This is a genomic window from Falsirhodobacter xinxiangensis, assembly GCF_004959935.1.
Taxonomy (GTDB): Bacteria; Pseudomonadota; Alphaproteobacteria; order Rhodobacterales; family Rhodobacteraceae; genus Falsirhodobacter; species Falsirhodobacter xinxiangensis.
On the sequence record NZ_SMYN01000031.1, the window covers coordinates 1 to 18,117 of the forward strand.

The window sequence follows — 18,117 nt, forward strand, 5'->3', positions numbered from 1 at the left end:
CCGTTATCTACTGGTTATGAATCCTGACCCTAGCGGCGGATTGCGCCCCGGCAAGATCAAATTAAACCGCGCACCCATTCCGGAACAGTCTGTGTGGCGTTACCGAAGATGCTGCGATCAAAGACCTGCCCGTTGCGCTCCAGATTGATCTCCAGCGTTTCGACGCGGGCCTTGTCAGCAATCTTCACAAACGCCTCCGTCGGATAGACCTTCCCCGAGTTGCCGATGACCACGAACCGATCGGAATCGTGCACCGCAGTCGCAAAGGTCATCTGCCGACATCCGCATCGGCGCATCCCACTGCAGGTTGCATCTCTCGCAACGCACGCGCAACCATTCACCATTCACCATTCACCATTCACCATGCATATGCAGGACTTTTGCGCCTGCCCGCTCGTTCAAGTGATCGATATTCTGCGTCACGATAGTCACACCCGGCATGCTGCGCTGCAATTCGGCCAACGCGAACTGCGCCGCATTCGGCTTCTCTTCGATGTAGGCCTGCCTGCGCAGATCGCATCACTCGAGCACCATTGCGGGATCGCGTGCGAAAGCCTCCGGCGTCGCGACGCCTGCCAGATCTTATTTCGCCCAGAGCCCGTCCATGCTGCGAAACATGCCAATCCCCGCTTTCGGCAAAATTCCCGCGCCCGTCAGAATCGTGATCGTCATTCCCCTCCTCGCGAAATCGCTATCACACCCCGCATGACAGAAGCGGTCACCCAAAAAATGACGAGCGTTGCAGAGGCAGGCACGATGGGCAACATCGACACACAGACTCTGAATAAGGCCAAGCCATGTCGAACATTCCCGAATATCTCCAGATCATACGGCATGAGCCGACATCAGGGACATGCGCGATCGAGGTCGCATTCCCCGACGGCAAGAAACGGGTGCCGCAAGGCTTCATCTCTGAAAGCGCCCTCGCCGATTTGCGCGACGCGCTCGCTTCAGGTCGGCTGACCACTATGACCTTCGACGAGCATCCGTTCGAGATCGCATCGATCGACCGCGCGGCTGATGGGGGCGCCGCCGTCATCCGGATCGCGCCTGCCACTCCGATCGCAGCGAGGATCGACACGGGGCGCATCGGCGAGGTTCTGGTCGAATTGGAACTCCTCCGGCAGGGCTGGCACATCTCGCGTCTGGACAGTACCACCTTTGCCGCGAATGGCGATCTGATCGCCGTCAGGGGCAACGCCATGCACGTCGTCCAGGTCAAGGCCACGAAGGAGCCGGCGGTGTATTTCGGCACCACAGCCCCGTTCCTCAAGGACGGGAAGCCTTTCTTCAATCGCGCGCCCTCCCCCATTCGCGCGACGGCATTGGTCGCCGTTGCCGAAAGCCTCGGGCAGCCGAAATACTTCGTCTTCTCCATCGCGCAAGCCGAAGCCCTGGCGCAGTCCGAAGTCACCGCCTATCACCAGAAACTCCTCAGCATGGGCAAGTCCTTCGAGAAAGGCCAGTGCAAGATCCCCGTCGCCTCCGCCTCGCTCGCCCCCTTCCGCGATGCATGGCACCTGCTGGATGGGGATCAGACCAGCACCAGTCCCGCATCCAACAGCGCCGCCTCACCCCGCCAGCGATAGGCGCAGGGGGCCGCCGGATAATCGAGGCTCGCCGCATTCCCCGAAACCTGCGGCGCGCCGGTCATCTTGTAATGCCCGACCAGAACTGGCGGCGCGTCGGCGGGATAGATCTCGGCCCGCACCCCGTCCGGCAGCACCATGTCGGGGATCTCGCCGGGGTCCGGCACCGACAGGGCGGCGGCGCGATAGGTCGCGGCGTCCGAGCGCCACCACGCCAGCCGCACCTCTGTCCGCCGCTTGCCGCCGCCATCGACAAAGAACTGCCCCAAGGGCAGCGTCACCTCCGGCCCCGAGACGATGCGCTTCACCGCGCGCCCGAACGGCGTCGACTCCGCCCCGATCTCGGGCAGATCGTCCGCATGCAGCCGCCCGTCCGGCCGCCGCGCGGCGACGGTCGCGATGTCCGGTTCGCTCCAGCAGGCGTGGGCCAGCCGCAATCCCCCAAGATCGAGCCACAGCGGCAGCGTCAGGAACCAGTCGGTCCAGACCAGCGCCTCGGGTGTCGAATGGCCGAACGCCCGCAGAAAACTGCGGTGCTGTTTGCGATTGTCCTCGGTGTCGTCCCGCAGGCCACGATGGAACAGCGCTGCGTTCAGCTCGTGGTTCCCCATGATCGCCAGCGCGCCGCCCTCGACCAGCCCGCGAACCCGCGTCAGGACGGCGAGGTCGTCGCCGCCCTTCTTGGCGTCGATCAGATCGCCAAGAAAGGCCAAGGGTGCGTCCAGCGCCGCGAGGGTCCGCTCCAGCCGGTCGATATCCGCGTGAATGTCGGGAATGATGTCGAACATGTGTCTGCCTCAGAAACCGGGATACTGGATGCGCAGATCGTCCGCGATGCGCCCCGCGGGATCGCCCGCCCGTGCCAGATCGCGCGCGATCCGGTCGATCAGGTCCGTGCATTCCAGTTCCGACCGCCACTCGTGCCGCAACACGTCCGTAGGGTGCAGCAGGCCCAGAAGATTGCCCGCCATAGCGCCGGTGCTGTCGCTGTCGCCAGAATGCGTTACCGCGATCTGCAGCCCGTGGGTCACGTCCCGCGCCACCCGCGCCGAATAGACCGCGATGGCCAGCGCCTCCTCCGCGACCCAGCCGCCGCCGAGCCTCTGCACCCTCTCGGGCGATCCGCAGGCCGGGGCGGTCATCGCGAAGTCCAGCGCCTCCATGATCGGCCGCGACAGGCGCACGGCTTCCACCGCCCGTTCCAGCGTCGCGCCGTGCATCACCTCGAACAGGATGCGCGCAAAGGCGATGGCCGCTTCCTGCCCCAGCACGTGACCGTGCGTCAGCGCCGAAGTGTCTCGCGCCAGTCTTTCCGCCTGCTGCGCATCCGACGCAATCAGCGCGCAGGGCGCCACCCGCATGATCGTGCCGCAGCCCTTGCTGTCGTTGCGCGCCACATCCCCGAAATGCCGCGCCGCGCCCAGCGCCGACAGGCAGGTGTTCCCCGGCGCGCGCCGCTTGCGCAGCCGCGCATCGCCGATCAGGCCCACGTCGCAGATCTTCATCGCGGGCGTGCCGCCTTGGGTGCGATACCAGCGCATCAGCGCGTGATGCACCACGGCCTCGGGCGCGCAGATGCCGCGATCCTCGGCCCGGACCATCGCGCGGATCAGCCCCTCGGCGGTGAACAGCACCATCTGCGTGTCGTCGGTGATGCTCCCTACGCGCCCGTCATGGGCGGGCATCGCTGTCAGCCCGTCCGGAAACCGCGCCCGGATCTTTTCCAGGCTCCAGAACTCGATCTCCGCGCCCAGCGCGTCGCCCATCGCGCCGCCGAACAGGCAGGCACGCACCATCGTCGTCCGATTCACAATAAAATTCACTGTCTTCTCCGAAATCAGTTGCTTCATGCCTGAACCATCGCCCAAATTCGATAGGCATTGGTGAGCCGTCGGAATTTTCCGCGCGGAGAGTGAATTTGGATTACTACGGCATCTACTGGACTTTTCCGGTCCCCCGCATCGGCTTCGCCTCTCTGGGCGGGGTGGAGGATGCCGCCCGCGCCAGCATCACCATCCGCTATCAGCGCGAACGCATCCGGCGGGAGGTGGTGGCCAGCCGCGGCACCCTCGCCGCCGAACGCGCCTTCCTCGAAGGGTCGCCCAATCGCGGCACCGCTGAGACCGCGGCCGAGATCGCCGCCGCGCTCGCGAGACGTCCCGATCTCACCCCGATGCTGGTCGACTTCGCCGAGGTGATGGGCTGGCGCAGCCATTCCCCCCTGCGCGACGTCCTGCCGCCCAATGCCGAATTCGTAACCCCGGACCCGCTGCCGATCGACGGCAAAATCTTCGATCCGCATGCCCATTTCCGCGAATGGGCGCAGCGCACGGCGGACCATGTCGCCGGCAAGTCCGGTCACCGCGCCCGCATCCTCGCCGCGCTGCAAGATGCCCCCTTGCCCCATGCGGACCACCTCAACGCCATCGGTCTGCGCACCCATACGGGCCGCGTCTGGACCCGGGACAACCTGCGCAAATTCCTGAAAGCCTGACCCATGTCCTTTGCCAAGGCCCATGATCTCCTCCGCCTCGCGCTCATGGCGCAGGCCCGTTACGACGGCGTCTCGCTGCAGGACATCGCGCAGGAATTCGCCGTCTCGCACCGCACCGCCCAGCGGATGACCGAAGCGCTGGAATCGCTGTTCGAGGTCGAAAAGCGCGACGACGAGGACCGCCGCCGCCGCTGGAAGATCGGCCGGGAACGCCCGATCCGCCTGCCGCGCCGCCAGGATACCGCGCTGGAGGCGCTGGACCTCGCCGTCCGCACCGCCCGCGCCGACCACCGCACCCGTCATGCCGAGGCACTGGCCGAACTGCGCGACGCCCTCGTGGCAAACATGGCCCCCCGCGATGCCCTGCGCGCCGAGGCCGATGCCGAGGCGATCCTGCAGACCCTCGGCCATGTCGCCCGCCCCGGCCCCCGGATCACCGTCGATCCTGACCTGTTGGAGGCTATCAGCAGCGCCATCCGCTCCGGCAATCGGCTGCAGGTGATGTATCACCTGGACGACGCGCCGCGCATCCTCGACCCGCATGGCATCCTTCTGGGCGAACGTGCCTATCTCGTTGCCCGCCAGCCCGCAAAGGGCCCGATGATCGTCAAGTTCCGGCTCGACCGCATCCATCAGGCCCAGTCCATGGACGAGCCCGCCCAGATCGAGGATGGCTTCAGCATCGAGGCCTTTGCCGCCCGCGGCTTCGGCGTCTGGCACAACCCCGCCCAGCACGATCAGGTCGTCTGGCGCTTCGCGCCCGAGGCGGCGGATCACGCCGCCGGCTTCCGCTTCCATCCCCACCAAACCCTCGAACCGCAGCCTGACGGCAGTCTCGTCGTCCGGTTCGAGGCGTCGGGCTGGCTGGAAATGGCGTGGTTTCTCTACAAGTGGGGCGACTCGGTCGAGGTGCTGGCCCCGCAGGGGCTGCGCGATCTGGTGCAGGATCACCGCCGCGGCGATTTCGACGGCATGCCCTGACCTTCGTTCCATCGCATCCAGACCATCGGCCGCATCTCGTCTGGCGACAGGAAGGTGCGGACGGAAAACACCGGGACCCGCACATCGGCGTCCTTGTGCCGCAGCCCCCATTCCGGGTCCAGCGCCATGCCGTCCACCGCACCGGCCCAAAGGCCCGGCACCCCGGCCTGCGCGAACACGTCCTCATCCTCGCGGACGAAGCTGTCCTTGCTCAGCGTGCGCAGGATCCCCGCAGCCTCCCCATCCACCACCGGCAGCAGAGCCCGATCCAGCGCGACGCCGCCCCGCTCCACCAGCCGTTGCAGGGCATGGAGACTGAAGCTGGCGCGCGACATGTCATAGATGCAGCGCCCCCCCTCGCAACGCGCCGTCAGCCGCGTATAGATCAGCGAGGTTTCCGAGAATACGGCGACTTCCTCAGCCGCCGTCGTGATCTCCGCCTGGTTCCGCACGAGGATGACGAGCGCATCCCCCTTCGACGTGACCCGCACGACGCCGCGCATCGCCTTGATGCGCCGCGCCATCCGTTCCCGCGCCTTGGCATTCGGCCGCAGACAATCGAGGACGACGAGCAACTCGTGAAGATCGGCCTGATTGCCCGCGGCATGGCTCATCGCCTGCCGCGCGAGGCCGCGCTTCAACGAGACGCGCGCGGCGGGCGTTGCATAGAAATCGGCTTGAATGAAAGACATGGAACACCCCCGCAGAATCAACATCTCGATACTGCTTCACAGGGGTGACACTTCCTGTCCGCGCCGTTTATCACATATATATCATATGCTTATTGGACTCTTCCCCGCGGGGAAGGTCAGTCCAGCCGGTCCAAGAGGGCCTGCACGGCCGCCTCCAGCTTCCGCCGATCGACGGCGGAGAAGTCCCGCGCTAGCCGGATCTCCAGCCGCCCGTTCGCCGCCACGCATTTCGCGTTGCCGTGCGCCCGCTGGATCTGGAACAAGGTCCGCGCCTTGCCCGTAGGCGCCGTCGGGACCCTCGCCTTCGGCCCCGCAGCCTCGTCCCCCTGCCCCGCGAACCGGCGCAGCACGCCCAGCTCGTCCTGCACCGACCGGTTGTCCCAGTCCTTCAAGTCGGCCTTGATCGCCCCCGCCAGCCCGGGCACCTCCTCAAGCCGCTGCGCCAGCGCCAGACCAAGAGCGCGCGGAATATCCTGCGCATGGTCCAGCGTCTCGCCCAACGCCTCGACGACCCGGATGAAGCTGCGGATATAGCTGCGCTTCTGATAGCCCGCCGACTTGAACAGGAAGGCCACCGCCTTCTCCGGATCGTTCTCGTCGGTCATTGGGTCCATGGCATAGTGCAGCGCCAGCTGCGCCATTTCGGCAAAGGAGATGTCCTTGCGCACCAGGTTCTCGTCGACCATCCGGCGATAGAGCCGGTCCAGCTCCACCCCCCGCACCGCGATCCCTGCCGGGATCCGCCCCCAGGCCTCGGCGTCGCCCGTCTCCTCCAGCAGCGCGCGATAGGCCGAAAGCCGCCGCCAGCCCTGGATCAACTCATACCGCCCCTCACCCGCAGGCTCGACCTGAATCGCGTTGGAAAGCCCCAACTCCCGGATCGAGGCGACCAGCTCCGTCAATTCCATATCCGCCCCGGGCGCCCGGTCGCGGATCAGCTTGTGCGTGTCGATTGCATCAAGCGGGATCAGATCGGTGATCAACCCTGCCTGCTTCAACCGCACATGCTCCCGCGCAAGAGCATCGTTCTCGGCGCGAATATCGGCCTCGATCCGCGCCCGGACCCGCGCGCCTTCCGCCGTCTCCGAAATCGCGGTCGCCATCGGGCCGCGACGCCCGTCCTTCTCCGCCTTCCCCGCAGGGAAGGTTTCAGTCTCATCCGGCATCTCGATCTCGAACATGCGGCGTTTGCGGGTCATGCCTTGCCCTCCAATTCGTTCCAGGCGGTCACGACATGGCCGCGAAACTCGTCATAAGCCTGATCGAACGACCCCCGCGCACGGCGCCATGTCCCACGCGTCATCTCGCGATAGTCGATCTCATAGACCGAGGACAGGAACCGACCTGACTGCTCCACCGCGCGCGTCAACTCAATCGGATGCTCCGCGACGCGCTCGCCGAATACCTGCTTGAATGCCGCGAACATCGCCTGATGCAGTTCATTGGACGGCTCGTAACGGGTCATCAGAAACCGGACATCGGCAAAGGCCTTCGGCAGCGCGATCTTCCCCGCGGGGAAGCTTTCGAATCCATGTGCCAGATCCTCCAGCGCCTCCGCAAGCTGCCCAATAAAACTGGTCGTGGAATCGTATTCCCAGTACCCCGGCCCTGACGGCACATAGAGCATGTCGGCCGCGAACACCGCATTCATCGACTGATACCCGATCGCCGGCGGGCAGTCGAACAGGATCAGGTCATAGGCATCATCCGCCAGACCGTCGAGGAACCGCGCCACTGCAGCAAAGAACGTCCATTCCGGGTTGAGGTGCCGATACTGCGCGCTCGCGAACTCCACGAAGGCCGCATTGGCGCAGCTCGGGATGATGTCGATCGTCGGCCAAGCGGTCGGCTTAATGAAATCACCCGGACGCAGCGTCCCAAGACCCATGTTGAGGATCGAGGCCGGCAGCTTCCGGCGGGGCAGGGCGGTCCCGCTTTCCGCACCCGAAGCGGCGGCATTCATCCGGTCCGTCTCCCGCTCCAGATCCCGAGCGATTATCCCCCAGACGGTATGATCCTCGCCGACATCCGACAGCCCCATGGAATGCGAAAGTGTCGCCTGAGGGTCGAAGTCGACGCAAAGCACCCGATACCCGTCCAGCGCAGCCGCATGGGCGAAGTGCAGGGCTACGGTCGACTTCCCCGCGCCACCCTTGAAATTCGCTATCGCTGCCCGGAACGCCCGCTTACCCTCCGGCCGCGGCGGCATCAGCGACTTCCGATTGACCTTGATCCGGCGCCGAAGCTCGTTGATCTCCTCGAGCGAGAACCAGCGCTGCCTCCCGTCCTCCTCGACTTCCCCGAGGGGAAGGTTCGGCTCCGCTGCCAGCTTGCCCCGAAAGGTGGATTGGTTCATCCGAAAGATCAGCTCTGCCACCTCCCAGCTAGAGAAGCGACGCAGGGTCTTCTCATTCTCGGGACTGAAGGTCTGCCGCCGGATCCAGCCCTGCATCTTGAGCGATTGCGACTGCAATCGCGATAGGTATTCATGCGTGAACATCATCTGCCTGCTTCTGCGAAACGCCTTTTCGTCATGTTTATCGATTTACGCCTAACTTGCAATCCAGAGCTTTTCAGACTCTGTTGAACTGTGCAGCCGCGCTTTCTTTACATCCGCTACGCGCGCTGGCCGAATCGCCCCCCATCCGAAAACACGATAGATAGGGGACACGGTGGCAAGGAACGCTTCAGATAGGGGGACATCTGGCGCCAAATGGGGGGCAAGCAGGGTGTCCCGCCTTACCAATGATACCTAGGTTTTTACCTTCAGGACGATCACGTCCCGAGAGGTGCTTGACAGAATCGCGCTGCAGGACGCAAATGGGACAAGGCTGGCGAAGAGCGTTGGATTGTTGGTCGGAACCTGCCGCAGAGCGGGTCTGTGACGAGGCGAAGGGTAATGCAGACGATCCTAGTGGCTGGGCGAAATGCCTCGGCCGGGAAATATGATGTGCTCTCGGCGCTTATGGCGCATGGGCTGGCGAGCGACAAGCATCGCCAACGGCTTGTCCTGCGGTTCATGTCTCTCATCACGACACGCTACAATTGGCAACGGAACGAACTGGTCATGGGCCAGCGGGAGATCGCGCGGCTATGGTGCGTCGACGAACGGACTGTGAAACGGGACATGGCGCGTCTTCGGGCGATGGAATGGGTGGTCGTCCGGCAGCAGGGGGCGAGGGGGCGCGTGTCGGTCTTGGGTCTGGATCTGCAGCGGGTGATGCTGGACACGAGAGCGGAGTGGGCGAATGTCGGCCCAGATTTCGTGGAGCGGGTCGGGGGTGCCCCCGCGGTGTCGACTTCGAATGTGGTGCCGCTGCATCGGCCGGCGGTGATCGTGGGGGAGGGGCTTTGGAAAGAGGCCTGCCGGCGGCTGGCCGACGAGGATCGGGTTCTGTTCGATACCTGGTTTGCCGGGTTGCGGGAGATCGGGGCGGGCGAGGGGTGCCTGACGCTTCTGGCACCGTCGCGATTCCATGCGAATTACGTGCAGACCCATCTGGGGGATCGGGTTCGGACCGCCGTTCGGCGCTGCGATGGGTCGGTGGGCCGGGTGGAGATCACCAGTTGAGAGGTGGACATGACCGTCTCTGTAGTGGGGGCCCGGCGGAATGGAGATCACCACCATCGGCCGGCTCGGGCAGCAATTTTGATTTTCTTGCTCAAGTCTTTGGCAACTGTATCTGTCAGGTTGGATGGTCCGCCGATTTCTGACGGCTTTGCACACTGCATTCGCGATGGTGACCAGCTTTCTTGCGATGCGGTGATGATGACCTTGTGTGGATTACCTGCCTTGCGAAGGCGATCTGCGAGGGATTTCAGGCTGGGGTCGTGATGGGCGGCAACCGTGCCAACCCGCGGGATGGAACGGAGAACGGTGGTCACCGCTTGCAATGACCCGGATGATACTGTCTTCAATCTCCTTGATCGGGCTGCCGATCCGTTGCTTCAACGCGGATAATCGACGCCCTCGAATATCGCAGCGGTTCCCGGTGTCTGTTGCGCACGGATCAGGTCAAGCAGTCGCTTGCGCATTTTCGACCATCTGGGGCACGTTTCGACGTCAACGCCCTGAGAAAGCGCAGCTTTTCCGCAGGAAGACTTTGGCCTGCTTCGGGGTAGAAGGCGAAGAAGCAGATGACGGCTTCGCGTTTCCGGGCAAGATCGGGCACGGCGGTATAATCGCCGAAGCGTTCGGCATTCTGCACCGTACCATCGTGGGCGCAATGAACGTCGAGCCAGTCGCGGCTGACATCGATGCCGATAACGCGGCCATGTGATGGATTGTCCATGCCCTCGATCTGGTGCGCGGTTCTGCAAAGGACTTTGGGGCAGCGATCGTCGCGGGTGGCGACGCGCCTCCGGTCCTTGAGAGCCTGCCGAACATGATCTCGATGCGGTTGCGGTATCTATCTTATCTGACGGGTGCCGTGCGTTGCTTCCCTCCGGGGATGCAGGCGCGTATGCCTCCTGCAAGGCTTTCCGGAACCAATCGGCGTCATAGCCGCGGTCCCCGAGCAGCCGGTCGACCTCGGCAGGCCACTGAGGAGCGCCCGCGCAACGGTGTAATCGCTCACCTGTGCCTGCGGTGATGAACAGGTCGATCAGCCGCCCTTGGCTGTCCCAGATGGGGTGCAGCTTGATATTCATGCCACCTTTGGTGCGACCGACCAGGCGACCGAATCCCCCTTTTTCGCGGCCATGCTGATCGCGACGGGCCGTCGGACTGATCGTCATTCGTGCGAACACATCTTTCTCGCTCCATCGTTTCCAGCGATTGCAGAGCGTCTTGAATCGCCAGCGCAAGCCATTGCGGTTGATGCAGATAATCCCGCTCAACATCCTGCCATGAACCCTGGGCTTTCCATGCTACTTCGGAAAGAAGACTTCAGACGTGCCATCTGCTCATCCGTCAGCCAGAAAAGATCGCTCATGTCACCGCTCCGTTTCGAGGCAGTGAGTCATGCTGCGAAACGGAAACCAAGGCATTCTGACCCTTTTGCGCCTGGGCTGCTCGAAACTGACCCTGGGTGGCCCCGGTCGCGCATGACAGCGGAACCCTTCGCGGAAAACGAGCGATCGCCGGTGGTCGCCGTGCCCTCCGACACGTGATGTTCCAAGCNAGCGATCGCCGGTGGTCGCCGTGCCCTCCGACACGTGATGTTCCAAGCGGCCCTGATTGCCGCCCATCACAACCCCAGCCTGAGATCCCTCGCAGATCGCTTTCGCAAGGCAGGTAAACCGCGCAAGGTTACCCACCGCTGTTGTCAGAAAGCTGGTCACCATTGCAAATGCGGTGTGCAAAGCCGTCGGAAATGGGCGGACCATTCGACCTGTCAGTTGCAGACATGTCCGTTTCCCGCCAAGCGTGGAAATTGTGGCGGTGATGTCGCCTCAAGGATGGCTGCTTGCACTTTTCTGCGCGTTTTGTTGCCGTCTGACAGGCAGTGAGGGTCATGGATCGATCACTTGCAGATGGCGTCGATGCGGGATGTCCAAAGCCTTCATCCCGTCCATGAGTCCTGTTCGGATGGTGGCCGCACTTTCCGCAGGCAGGCGGCGGAAAGCGGCGCGGATTTCCTTCGACCATGCCGGGCCGCGGTCCAGCGCTTCGACGAACACCTCGGCCAAGTCGTCCTGTGCGCGAGTGGCGACCATCGCCTCCATGATCAGTTGCGCCTGACGCAAGTCCTTGCGGCTTTTGGCGGTGCCGTCGTCATCCGAGCGGCGACGTTGCGAGACGATCAGCTTGTGCACGGCAAATCGCTCGGGGCTGGGCACTCGGATGGAATAGCCGCCGCGATGCAGCAGGACTGCGCGGCGCGGGGTGTGGATCAGGAAATCCAGAAACCTGAGTGGCTGCGCGCCCGCCCCGCCGAGGGCTGGCATGGGGGCAGGGGTGGCGTCATGCTCGCCGCTTCCGCGGTTGGGGGTCAGGAATTCGACCTTGAAGCGCGAGGCCGAGACGAACTGGGTCGGCACGGGTTTGCCCGAGACGTGCGGAACGGGGCGGAAGCTGGGGTCGACGTTCTGCAACACATCGAGGATCGGCGGCATCTCGTCCTCTACCGCGACAGAGATGGAATGGAACTGGGCAAAATCTGCATCGCCGGTTTGCATGGCGGTCTCGGGCAGCCTGATGCCCAGAAGCGCCGGATAGGTCTGGAAAGCGGCGGTGCCGACCAGAACCCCCCGCATTCGGAAGAAGCCCGCATTTGCGAGTGCCGCGATCACATCGCCTGTGATGCGATCGGGTTTGGGCAGGCCGCCCTGGTTGGTCAGTGTCGAGACGAGTTTGCGCCGCTCGCGCACGTCGTTCTTCATTTCATTGAAACGCTCGACCCGTGCGGTGATGTCGGGGTCGTCCATCGGGCCGACATAGGTGCGCTTTTTCTTGCCGTCGTAATCGGAACGGTCGAAATACCAGTAACGACGCCCCTTGATCTCGTTGCTGATGAAGCGGCCTGCCAGATCAAATTCGGTCGCAAAGTCGGCGTCGAGCGTGCGTTGTGCAAGTTCGCTGTAGAGGACTTGGAACGGTTGGGGGATTGCTGCAGGCATCGTTGAACTCCACTGGCAACGCGAGGATACAGTTAGGACCATTTATTTGAAAGTGGTAATAACTGCGGTCGCTGGCGCGGACGCCGCCTAGGAGAACGGTGACCGTTTTTGTCATCACGGGCCATTACTTATCGAATCGTTATCGCCGGACCGGCTTTTGAGTTCATTTCAGCACCAGTCCATTCGGTCCGGCGAAGCATCCCATCCGAGGAGCCGCCAATGCCCAAGATCGACCTTGCGACCAAGACTGATGATCAACTCTTTAATCTGCGCGAAAATGCCTCGCGTCTTGGCGAGCAGGAGCTTTTGCAGCAGATTTCCAGCGAGATGGAGCGCCGGCATCCGCGCAGCCGCGAACAGGTCGGCGGCCTTTGGTGGGACAAATACCATCATGCCCATGCGGATTTTCACGCCTATCTCGATCACGACGGCGGAACCCGCGTGGCCAGCATCCGCATGATCGAGAACCATCGCACGAACAATGGCGGCGTCTATACCGTCCATGTGGGCGAGCACACTCATCCCGACAAGATCCGCAACGTAGCTGACGCACGGCGGTTGGGCAGCGAAATCTGGCAGCGGATGCGTGCTTAGGCTTCTGCTTTTGCCGGTTCGCGTTCTGTGCCGGCTTGCCGATCTGGTTGCGGCGGTCTGGCTGGCGGTGATCGTGTTTGCCGTCATCGCGGCGGCGGCGTGGTTCCTGTTTCTGCTCCTGCGCCATATTTTCATAGGTTTCGGATGACCGATCTTCTTGTTCTGACCCATGCGACCGAACGCGACATCGACTTGCTGTTGGTTGAGGAATTCCTGTCCTCGTTACCGTTTGCCCGTTTCGTGCTGGACCGTGCGGGGCTGGGTCATCTGCGGATGGATACGGTCGGCGCGATGCACAGCACCCGCCGTCTGTTCAACCGGCGCGAGATCGACATGTCGGTGACGGTCGGCACGGACCGCGGTTCCGTCCTGCTGCTGATCGAGAACAAGCTGGACACGTCCGAGCAGAAAGGGCAGGCGCAATCCTATCGCGCCGAGGCGGAGGAGTTGGCGGCGAAACACCATCGCGTCGTCACCATCCTTGTCGCGCCCGAGGCCTATTCCGCGCAGAACGCGGCTTTTGCGGACGCGTTCGACGTCCGTCTGCCTTACGAAGTGGTGGCCGACCATTTCGCCGCCCGTGCGGCTGCGGAGACGGGCGAGCTTGCCGCCCGCCTTGCGCACCGCGGTCGCGTGATGCGCAGGCGATCGACAAGCAGCGGCGCGGTTACGTCCAGATGATCCATCCTGCCAAACGCGCTTTCACCGAACGCTATGTCGCGCTGCTGCGGGCCGAGGCGCCCGAGTTGGTTCCCGGCCCCAGCATGCTGCGTGAAAGTGCCGCGGAAAGCGTGACGATGATCTTTGGCCCCGAGACCCTGCCGCGCTGGTCGTTTCTGCCTAAAATGCGGATTGTGCATCAGCTGCGAGAGGCGAACGCGAATATAAATTTCTATGGCTGGGGCGACCATTTCAACGCGCTGGTCGGGCCGGTGTCGATGGAATTGGCCACTTCGGGCATCCGCGCGATCCCGACCGTGAACAAGCGCAAAGAGGGGAGGTCGGGACTGATGCTGGTGGTGGACACGCCGCCCGTCAGCCATTTTGAGGATTTCGACAGTCAGATTGACGCGATCCGGCAGGGGATTTCCGAAACTCGCCGCTTGCGTGCATGGCTGATGGCCCGCAAGGATGTCGTCGCCCGCTGGGCCGCATTGATTTGAAGGTATCGTCTTGATCCGTTTTCTGCATTCCTCCGACCTGCATCTTGGCCGCGCGTTTGGTGGCTTTCCCGAAGCGATCCGCGGGCGTTTGCGCGAGGCGCGGCATGGAGCGATCGCGCGGCTGGCAAGCGCCGCACGGCAGGGTGGGGCAGGGGTGGTTTTGCTGGCGGGGGATACGTTCGATGCGGAGACGCCCTCGCCCGAGACGTTGCGGCATGCGCTGCGCGCCATGGCGGCCGAGGGCGACATCACATGGGTCATGCTGCCCGGCAACCACGACAGCCTTGCCGCGACCGAGTTGTGGCGGCGCATCGCCAAGGACCGGCCGCAGAACCTGATCGTCGTGACTGAAGCGCAGCCGTTCGAGTTGGCGGGGGCGATGATCCTGCCAGCCCCCTGCACGCAGCGCCGCGCGGGCCGCGATCTGACCGAGGCGATGGATGCGCCGACCCCCGAAGGCATGCCGCGCATCGGGCTGGGCCACGGGGCGATCACTGATTTTTCCGGCGAGGAAGGCGTGGCTGGGATCATTCCGCCGGATCGTGCGGCGATCTCGGGGCTGGATTATCTGGCGCTTGGCGATTGGCACGGGCGGATGCAGGTGAACCTGAACACATGGTATCCCGGCACGCCCGAGGCGGACGGCTTCAAACACGCGATGACCAGTGGCGCGCTGCTGGTTACGCTGGACGGTGCGCCGCGGGTCGAGGTTGTCGAAACCGGCACGTTCTCGTGGCAGACCGCCCTGCTGGACCTGCTGCCGGGCGAGGATGCTGTGGCGCGGTTGGCCGAAGAACTGCCCCCGCCTGCGATGCGGCGCGATATGCTGCTGCGCGTGGTCGCCTCGGGCCGGCTGCCGTTGGCGGGACATACCGCGCTGGAGGCCGAGGCGCAGGCGATCGCCCCTGACTTCGGTTGGTTCGAGCATGATTTCACCGAACTGCGGGCGGAAACCCGCCCCGACGATCTGGACCAGATCGACCGCGCGGGGGCGCTGCGCCGTGCCGCCGAGGCGTTGATGGCCGAGGCGAACGACCCCGCCCGCGCGGCTGCCGACCGCGATATTTCGGCGGCGGCGCTGTCGCGGCTCTATGCGCTGGCGCAGGAGGTGCAGGCATGAAAATCCGCGCCATCGAGCTGACCAATATCCGCCGTTTCGCAGGCCAGAGTGCCCGCATCGAAGTCGGCGACGGTGTGACCGTCCTGTCCGAACCGAACGAGTTCGGCAAATCGACCTTCTTCGACGCGCTGCACGCGCTGTTCTTCGAACGCCATCGCGGCACGCGCGCGCCGGTGAAAGCGCTGCAACCCCATTCCGGCGGCGCGCCCGAGGTGGCGGTCGAACTGGACCTGCCCGAAGGCCAGTTCCGCGTGGAAAAACGCTGGCTGTCGCGCGCGACTGCGCGGGTTCACCAGAACGGCCGCTTGATCGCGCAGGATGACGAGGCGGAGGCGTGGATCGACCGCATCCTTGGCCTTGCCGGGCCCTCGGGGTTGCTTTGGGTGCGTCAGGGCGTTCTGGGGATGGAGCCGGAGGGCGGCACCGCAGCCGACAAACAGGACCGCGAACGGGCGCTGACGGCGCGGCGGGATCTTCTGTCCTCGGTCGCCGGCGAGATTGAGATGATGACCGGCGGGCGCCGTCTGGATGCCGTCATGGCCAGGGTGGGCGAGGCGCTGGCGAAACTGGCGACCTCGACCGGCCGTGCCAAGACGGGCGGCGATTGGGCGCGGGCCGAGGGCGAGGCGGAAGCCCTGCGCGGGCGCGAGGCGGAATTGGCTGCCAAGGCCGCGCGCCTGTCGGGCGAGTTGTCGCGCCGTGCGGGCGTCCAGCGCCAGTTGCGCGATCTGGACGACCCCGAGGCTGACCGCCGCCGGACCGAGGCTCTGACCGACGCCGAGGCTGCCGACACCGCCGCCCGCGCCCATGCCGAGAAGCTGGCCGAGGCGCAGCGAGCGCTGAAGCTGGCGAGTGTGACCGAGGAAAACTCCCGCAGCGGGATCGAGCGGCTGGAGCAGCTTTCGGAACGTCTGGCCCGCGCCGAAGCCGACCTGACTGCAGCCGAGGGCAATGCTGCGAAGGCCGACGCCCGCGCCGATAACGCGACCAGCGCCGACCGCGAAACTGCTGCCGTTTTGGGGGCGGCGCAAGACGCCGCCCGCGCGCTGCAAACCCGCCTTGCCGCCGCACAGCGCCAGCAGCTTGCCGCCGCCGCGCGCAACCGCGCCGAAATTCTTGCACGGGCGCTGGCGCGGGCCGAAAGCCTGCGCACCACGCTGGAGGGTCAACGCGCCGCCCGCAGCCTGCTGACCGTCACGCCCAAAGCGCTGGCCGAGGCCGAGCAGGCGCGTGAGGCGCATGACCGCCTGTTGGCGCTGCGTGATGCGCAATCGGTCAGCGTCCATCTGCGATACGACGGCAAGGTGCGAGTCCATGAGGCGGGCCGTGATCTGCCCGAAGGCCAGCACCGTCTGACCTCGGCCCGTGACTTCGTGCTGCCCGGCATCGGCACCATGCGCGTCGATCCCGGCAGCGGGGCAGGGGGCGACGAGGGGGCCGTTGCCAAGGCGGCTGACGTTTTGGCGGCGAAACTGGCGGCCTGCGGGGCGGAAACGCTGGCCGATGCGCGCGGGCGGCTGGCCGACGCGCAGGCGCTGGACGCGGGCATCCGCGGAACCGAGGCGCTGATCGCGGAAATCGCGCCTGACGGGCTGGAGACGCTGCGCCGCGATCTTGCCAAGGCGCAGGCCGATGCGGGCGCGGACCAAGGCAGCGTCGAAGACCCTGCCGCGATGGAAGCCGCGCTGGCCGACGCGATGGCGACGGAAACGGCCGCCAAGCACCGCGCGACCGAGACGCATGCCGCCTTCCTTGCCGCGACCGAGGCCCGCGCCGGAACCCGTGCCGCCCTTGCCGCCGCAACCCGCACCGCCGAGGCCGCGCGCATGGACGCGGGCGATCTTTCGGCGCTGGCCTCGCGCCTGCATGATTTGCGCGCGGAACACGTCACCCATCTGGCCCGCCGGTCCGAAGCCGCCGCCCATGCCGACACGCTGGCCGGTGCCGCGCCGGACATGGATATGGTGACGGCGAGCCTTTCCCGCGCGCGCTCGGTCGTGCAGCAGGCCGCGAAGATGCGCGAGACGCTTCAGAACGAGCTTTCAACGCTGAACGGGTCCATCAACGCCCAGGCGGAGGAGGGGGTTGAGGAGGAATTGGACGAGGTGCGCGGCCGCCTTGCCACCGCCGCCGCCCGCGCGGGTCGTTATGCGGCCGAGGTGCAGGCGCTGACCCGTCTGCGCGATACACTGGATGCCTCGCGGCGCGAGGCGCGGGACGCTTACTTTGGACCCGTCTTGCGGGAACTGGAACCACTTTTGTCCGTCCTGCACCCCGGCGCGGCATTGGCGATCGACGACCAGACGCTGCTGCCGAAGGCGCTGACCCGTGGCGGACAGGAGGAATCCTTGGACATCCTGTCCGGCGGCACGCGTGAACAGGTGGCGGTGCTGACCCGTCTTGCCTTCGCGCGGCTGTTCGCGCGGTCGGGCACGTCGGTTCCGGTGATCCTTGACGACGCGCTGGTCCACAGCGACGACGACCGGATCGAGGCGATGTTCACTGCCCTTCACCGCGTCGCCAAGGACCAGCAGATCATCGTGCTGACCTGCCGCCAACGCGCCTTTGCGGCCTTGGGTGGCGACCGGGTGCGCGCGGTGATTACGGCGGTGTGAGCGAAGCTTTGGCGTTCGGGAGATGTCGGCAACGGGATGCATCCCGCAGAGACGGGGTTTGGCCGTAGACTTCGGGCAGCCAACTTCAGTGTCTGGGCGGGTGTGATGCCGTCGATGCCCATGTTGGGTCGCTCGTTGTTGTAAGTCCAGAGCCAGTTGGTTGCGATGCTCTGTGCCTTCGCGGAATGGATGTGGGTCAGGGCAATACCCTGCTTCTCGGCCCGGATCGCAATGTCGCGCTGATGTATTCCGGGCCGTTTTCGACCCTGATGACGATGGGCTTGCCACGCCATTCGATGATTTGGTTC

The 18,117-nt window shown here is 64.9% G+C and carries 19 protein-coding genes and 2 pseudogenes; 10 read left to right on the forward strand and 11 right to left on the reverse strand.

Annotated elements, in window-relative coordinates; all coding sequences use genetic code 11:
- Positions 1-56 precede the first annotated feature (56 nt).
- Positions 57-272, reverse strand: a complete 216-nt coding sequence (locus tag E2K76_RS20905) for a hypothetical protein (protein ID WP_246033028.1) — start codon at positions 270-272, stop codon at positions 57-59.
- A gap of 79 nt (positions 273-351) precedes the next feature.
- A complete protein-coding gene (locus E2K76_RS20910) occupies positions 352-441 on the reverse strand; it encodes a Sir2 family NAD-dependent protein deacetylase (RefSeq protein WP_246033029.1) in 90 nt (29 codons plus the stop codon).
- 452 nt (positions 442-893) lie between these two features.
- Between E2K76_RS20910 and E2K76_RS18980 the strand changes: the two genes are divergently transcribed.
- Entirely contained in the window at positions 894-1,589 is a 696-nt protein-coding gene (locus E2K76_RS18980) for a hypothetical protein (RefSeq protein WP_136686015.1), read from the forward strand.
- Here the strand turns inward: E2K76_RS18980 and E2K76_RS18985 are convergent.
- Both E2K76_RS18985 and E2K76_RS18990 read right to left on the reverse strand, forming a co-directional pair.
- On the reverse strand, positions 1,535-2,377 hold the full coding sequence (locus tag E2K76_RS18985) for a metallophosphoesterase (RefSeq protein WP_136686016.1): 843 nt from the start codon (positions 2,375-2,377) through the stop codon (positions 1,535-1,537). The genes E2K76_RS18980 and E2K76_RS18985 overlap by 55 nt on opposite strands.
- Before the next feature lie 9 nt (positions 2,378-2,386).
- A complete protein-coding gene (locus tag E2K76_RS18990) occupies positions 2,387-3,439 on the reverse strand; it encodes an ADP-ribosylglycohydrolase family protein (RefSeq protein ID WP_136686017.1) in 1,053 nt (350 codons plus the stop codon).
- 68 nt (positions 3,440-3,507) lie between these two features.
- On the opposite strand from E2K76_RS18990, the gene E2K76_RS18995 reads away from it, so the two are divergent.
- Both E2K76_RS18995 and E2K76_RS19000 read left to right on the forward strand, forming a co-directional pair.
- A complete protein-coding gene (locus tag E2K76_RS18995; protein WP_136686018.1) occupies positions 3,508-4,083 on the forward strand; it encodes a hypothetical protein in 576 nt (191 codons plus the stop codon).
- A gap of 3 nt (positions 4,084-4,086) precedes the next feature.
- Positions 4,087-5,064: a helix-turn-helix transcriptional regulator gene (locus E2K76_RS19000; protein ID WP_136686019.1), complete on the forward strand. Its 978-nt coding sequence runs from the start codon at positions 4,087-4,089 to the stop codon at positions 5,062-5,064.
- On the opposite strand, the gene E2K76_RS19005 is transcribed toward E2K76_RS19000, so the two are convergent.
- The 3 genes from E2K76_RS19005 to E2K76_RS19015 form a co-directional block, all read right to left on the reverse strand.
- Complete coding sequence (locus E2K76_RS19005; protein ID WP_136686020.1) at positions 5,031-5,756, reverse strand: hypothetical protein; 726 nt, start codon at positions 5,754-5,756, stop codon at positions 5,031-5,033. The two genes, E2K76_RS19000 and E2K76_RS19005, sit on opposite strands and share 34 nt — an antisense overlap.
- Before the next feature lie 116 nt (positions 5,757-5,872).
- Entirely contained in the window at positions 5,873-6,955 is a 1,083-nt protein-coding gene (locus E2K76_RS19010) for a ParB/RepB/Spo0J family partition protein (RefSeq protein ID WP_136686021.1), read from the reverse strand.
- On the reverse strand, positions 6,952-8,256 hold the full coding sequence (locus E2K76_RS19015) for an AAA family ATPase (RefSeq protein ID WP_136686029.1): 1,305 nt from the start codon (positions 8,254-8,256) through the stop codon (positions 6,952-6,954). Before E2K76_RS19015 ends, E2K76_RS19010 begins: the two co-directional genes overlap by 4 nt.
- A gap of 399 nt (positions 8,257-8,655) precedes the next feature.
- Here E2K76_RS19015 and E2K76_RS19020 point away from each other — a divergent pair, with 399 nt between their 5' ends.
- Positions 8,656-9,327, forward strand: coding sequence for a DnaA N-terminal domain-containing protein (locus tag E2K76_RS19020; RefSeq protein ID WP_136686022.1), 672 nt, complete (start codon positions 8,656-8,658; stop codon positions 9,325-9,327).
- A 439-nt stretch (positions 9,328-9,766) separates the two neighbouring features.
- Here E2K76_RS19020 and E2K76_RS20490 read toward each other — a convergent pair whose 3' ends face one another.
- The 3 genes and pseudogenes from E2K76_RS20490 to E2K76_RS19030 all read right to left on the reverse strand — a co-directional run bounded on the left by E2K76_RS20490 (position 9,767) and on the right by E2K76_RS19030 (position 12,317).
- On the reverse strand, positions 9,767-10,048 hold the full coding sequence (locus E2K76_RS20490; RefSeq protein ID WP_169053402.1) for a hypothetical protein: 282 nt from the start codon (positions 10,046-10,048) through the stop codon (positions 9,767-9,769).
- 30 nt (positions 10,049-10,078) lie between these two features.
- Positions 10,079-10,690: pseudogene (locus E2K76_RS19025) on the reverse strand (transposase); the annotation flags it as partial.
- A 520-nt stretch (positions 10,691-11,210) separates the two neighbouring features.
- A complete protein-coding gene (locus E2K76_RS19030) occupies positions 11,211-12,317 on the reverse strand; it encodes a nucleotidyltransferase family protein (RefSeq protein ID WP_136686023.1) in 1,107 nt (368 codons plus the stop codon).
- A 219-nt stretch (positions 12,318-12,536) separates the two neighbouring features.
- On the opposite strand from E2K76_RS19030, the gene E2K76_RS19035 reads away from it, so the two are divergent.
- Genes E2K76_RS19035 through E2K76_RS19055 form a run of 6 tightly spaced genes read left to right on the forward strand, consistent with a single transcriptional unit; the run spans position 12,537 to position 17,809 of the window.
- On the forward strand, positions 12,537-12,911 hold the full coding sequence (locus E2K76_RS19035; RefSeq protein WP_136686024.1) for a hypothetical protein: 375 nt from the start codon (positions 12,537-12,539) through the stop codon (positions 12,909-12,911).
- Positions 12,904-13,059: a hypothetical protein gene (locus E2K76_RS20495; protein ID WP_169053404.1), complete on the forward strand. Its 156-nt coding sequence runs from the start codon at positions 12,904-12,906 to the stop codon at positions 13,057-13,059. Before E2K76_RS19035 ends, E2K76_RS20495 begins: the two co-directional genes overlap by 8 nt.
- On the forward strand, positions 13,056-13,592 hold the full coding sequence (locus E2K76_RS19040) for a PD-(D/E)XK nuclease family protein (RefSeq protein ID WP_136686025.1): 537 nt from the start codon (positions 13,056-13,058) through the stop codon (positions 13,590-13,592). The genes E2K76_RS20495 and E2K76_RS19040 overlap by 4 nt, the downstream gene beginning before the upstream one ends.
- Positions 13,589-14,074 carry a hypothetical protein gene (locus E2K76_RS19045; RefSeq protein ID WP_136686026.1) on the forward strand — a complete coding sequence of 162 codons (486 nt, stop codon included), beginning with the start codon at positions 13,589-13,591 and terminating at the stop codon, positions 14,072-14,074. Before E2K76_RS19040 ends, E2K76_RS19045 begins: the two co-directional genes overlap by 4 nt.
- A gap of 10 nt (positions 14,075-14,084) precedes the next feature.
- Positions 14,085-15,194, forward strand: a complete 1,110-nt coding sequence (locus E2K76_RS19050; protein WP_136686027.1) for a metallophosphoesterase — start codon at positions 14,085-14,087, stop codon at positions 15,192-15,194.
- On the forward strand, positions 15,191-17,809 hold the full coding sequence (locus E2K76_RS19055) for an AAA family ATPase (RefSeq protein ID WP_136686028.1): 2,619 nt from the start codon (positions 15,191-15,193) through the stop codon (positions 17,807-17,809). Before E2K76_RS19050 ends, E2K76_RS19055 begins: the two co-directional genes overlap by 4 nt.
- Positions 17,810-17,883: 74 nt before the next feature.
- Here the strand turns inward: E2K76_RS19055 and E2K76_RS19060 are convergent.
- Positions 17,884-18,117: pseudogene (locus E2K76_RS19060) on the reverse strand (IS3 family transposase); the annotation flags it as partial.

Coding starts and splice junctions, on each gene's coding strand:
- E2K76_RS18990 (WP_136686017.1), bottom strand. CDS start 3,439: ATGAAGCAACTGATTTCGGAGAAGACAGTGAATTTTATTGTGAATCGG.
- E2K76_RS20490 (WP_169053402.1), bottom strand. CDS start 10,048: ATGGACAATCCATCACATGGCCGCGTTATCGGCATCGATGTCAGCCGC.
- E2K76_RS19010 (WP_136686021.1), bottom strand. CDS start 6,955: ATGACCCGCAAACGCCGCATGTTCGAGATCGAGATGCCGGATGAGACT.
- E2K76_RS19055 (WP_136686028.1), top strand. CDS start 15,191: ATGAAAATCCGCGCCATCGAGCTGACCAATATCCGCCGTTTCGCAGGC.
- E2K76_RS18985 (WP_136686016.1), bottom strand. CDS start 2,377: ATGTTCGACATCATTCCCGACATTCACGCGGATATCGACCGGCTGGAG.
- E2K76_RS19035 (WP_136686024.1), top strand. CDS start 12,537: ATGCCCAAGATCGACCTTGCGACCAAGACTGATGATCAACTCTTTAAT.
- E2K76_RS19015 (WP_136686029.1), bottom strand. CDS start 8,256: ATGTTCACGCATGAATACCTATCGCGATTGCAGTCGCAATCGCTCAAG.
- E2K76_RS20910 (WP_246033029.1), bottom strand. CDS start 441: ATGCCGGGTGTGACTATCGTGACGCAGAATATCGATCACTTGAACGAG.
- E2K76_RS19005 (WP_136686020.1), bottom strand. CDS start 5,756: ATGTCTTTCATTCAAGCCGATTTCTATGCAACGCCCGCCGCGCGCGTC.
- E2K76_RS19030 (WP_136686023.1), bottom strand. CDS start 12,317: ATGCCTGCAGCAATCCCCCAACCGTTCCAAGTCCTCTACAGCGAACTT.
- E2K76_RS19040 (WP_136686025.1), top strand. CDS start 13,056: ATGACCGATCTTCTTGTTCTGACCCATGCGACCGAACGCGACATCGAC.
- E2K76_RS19000 (WP_136686019.1), top strand. CDS start 4,087: ATGTCCTTTGCCAAGGCCCATGATCTCCTCCGCCTCGCGCTCATGGCG.
- E2K76_RS19020 (WP_136686022.1), top strand. CDS start 8,656: ATGCAGACGATCCTAGTGGCTGGGCGAAATGCCTCGGCCGGGAAATAT.
- E2K76_RS20905 (WP_246033028.1), bottom strand. CDS start 272: ATGACCTTTGCGACTGCGGTGCACGATTCCGATCGGTTCGTGGTCATC.
- E2K76_RS19045 (WP_136686026.1), top strand. CDS start 13,589: ATGATCCATCCTGCCAAACGCGCTTTCACCGAACGCTATGTCGCGCTG.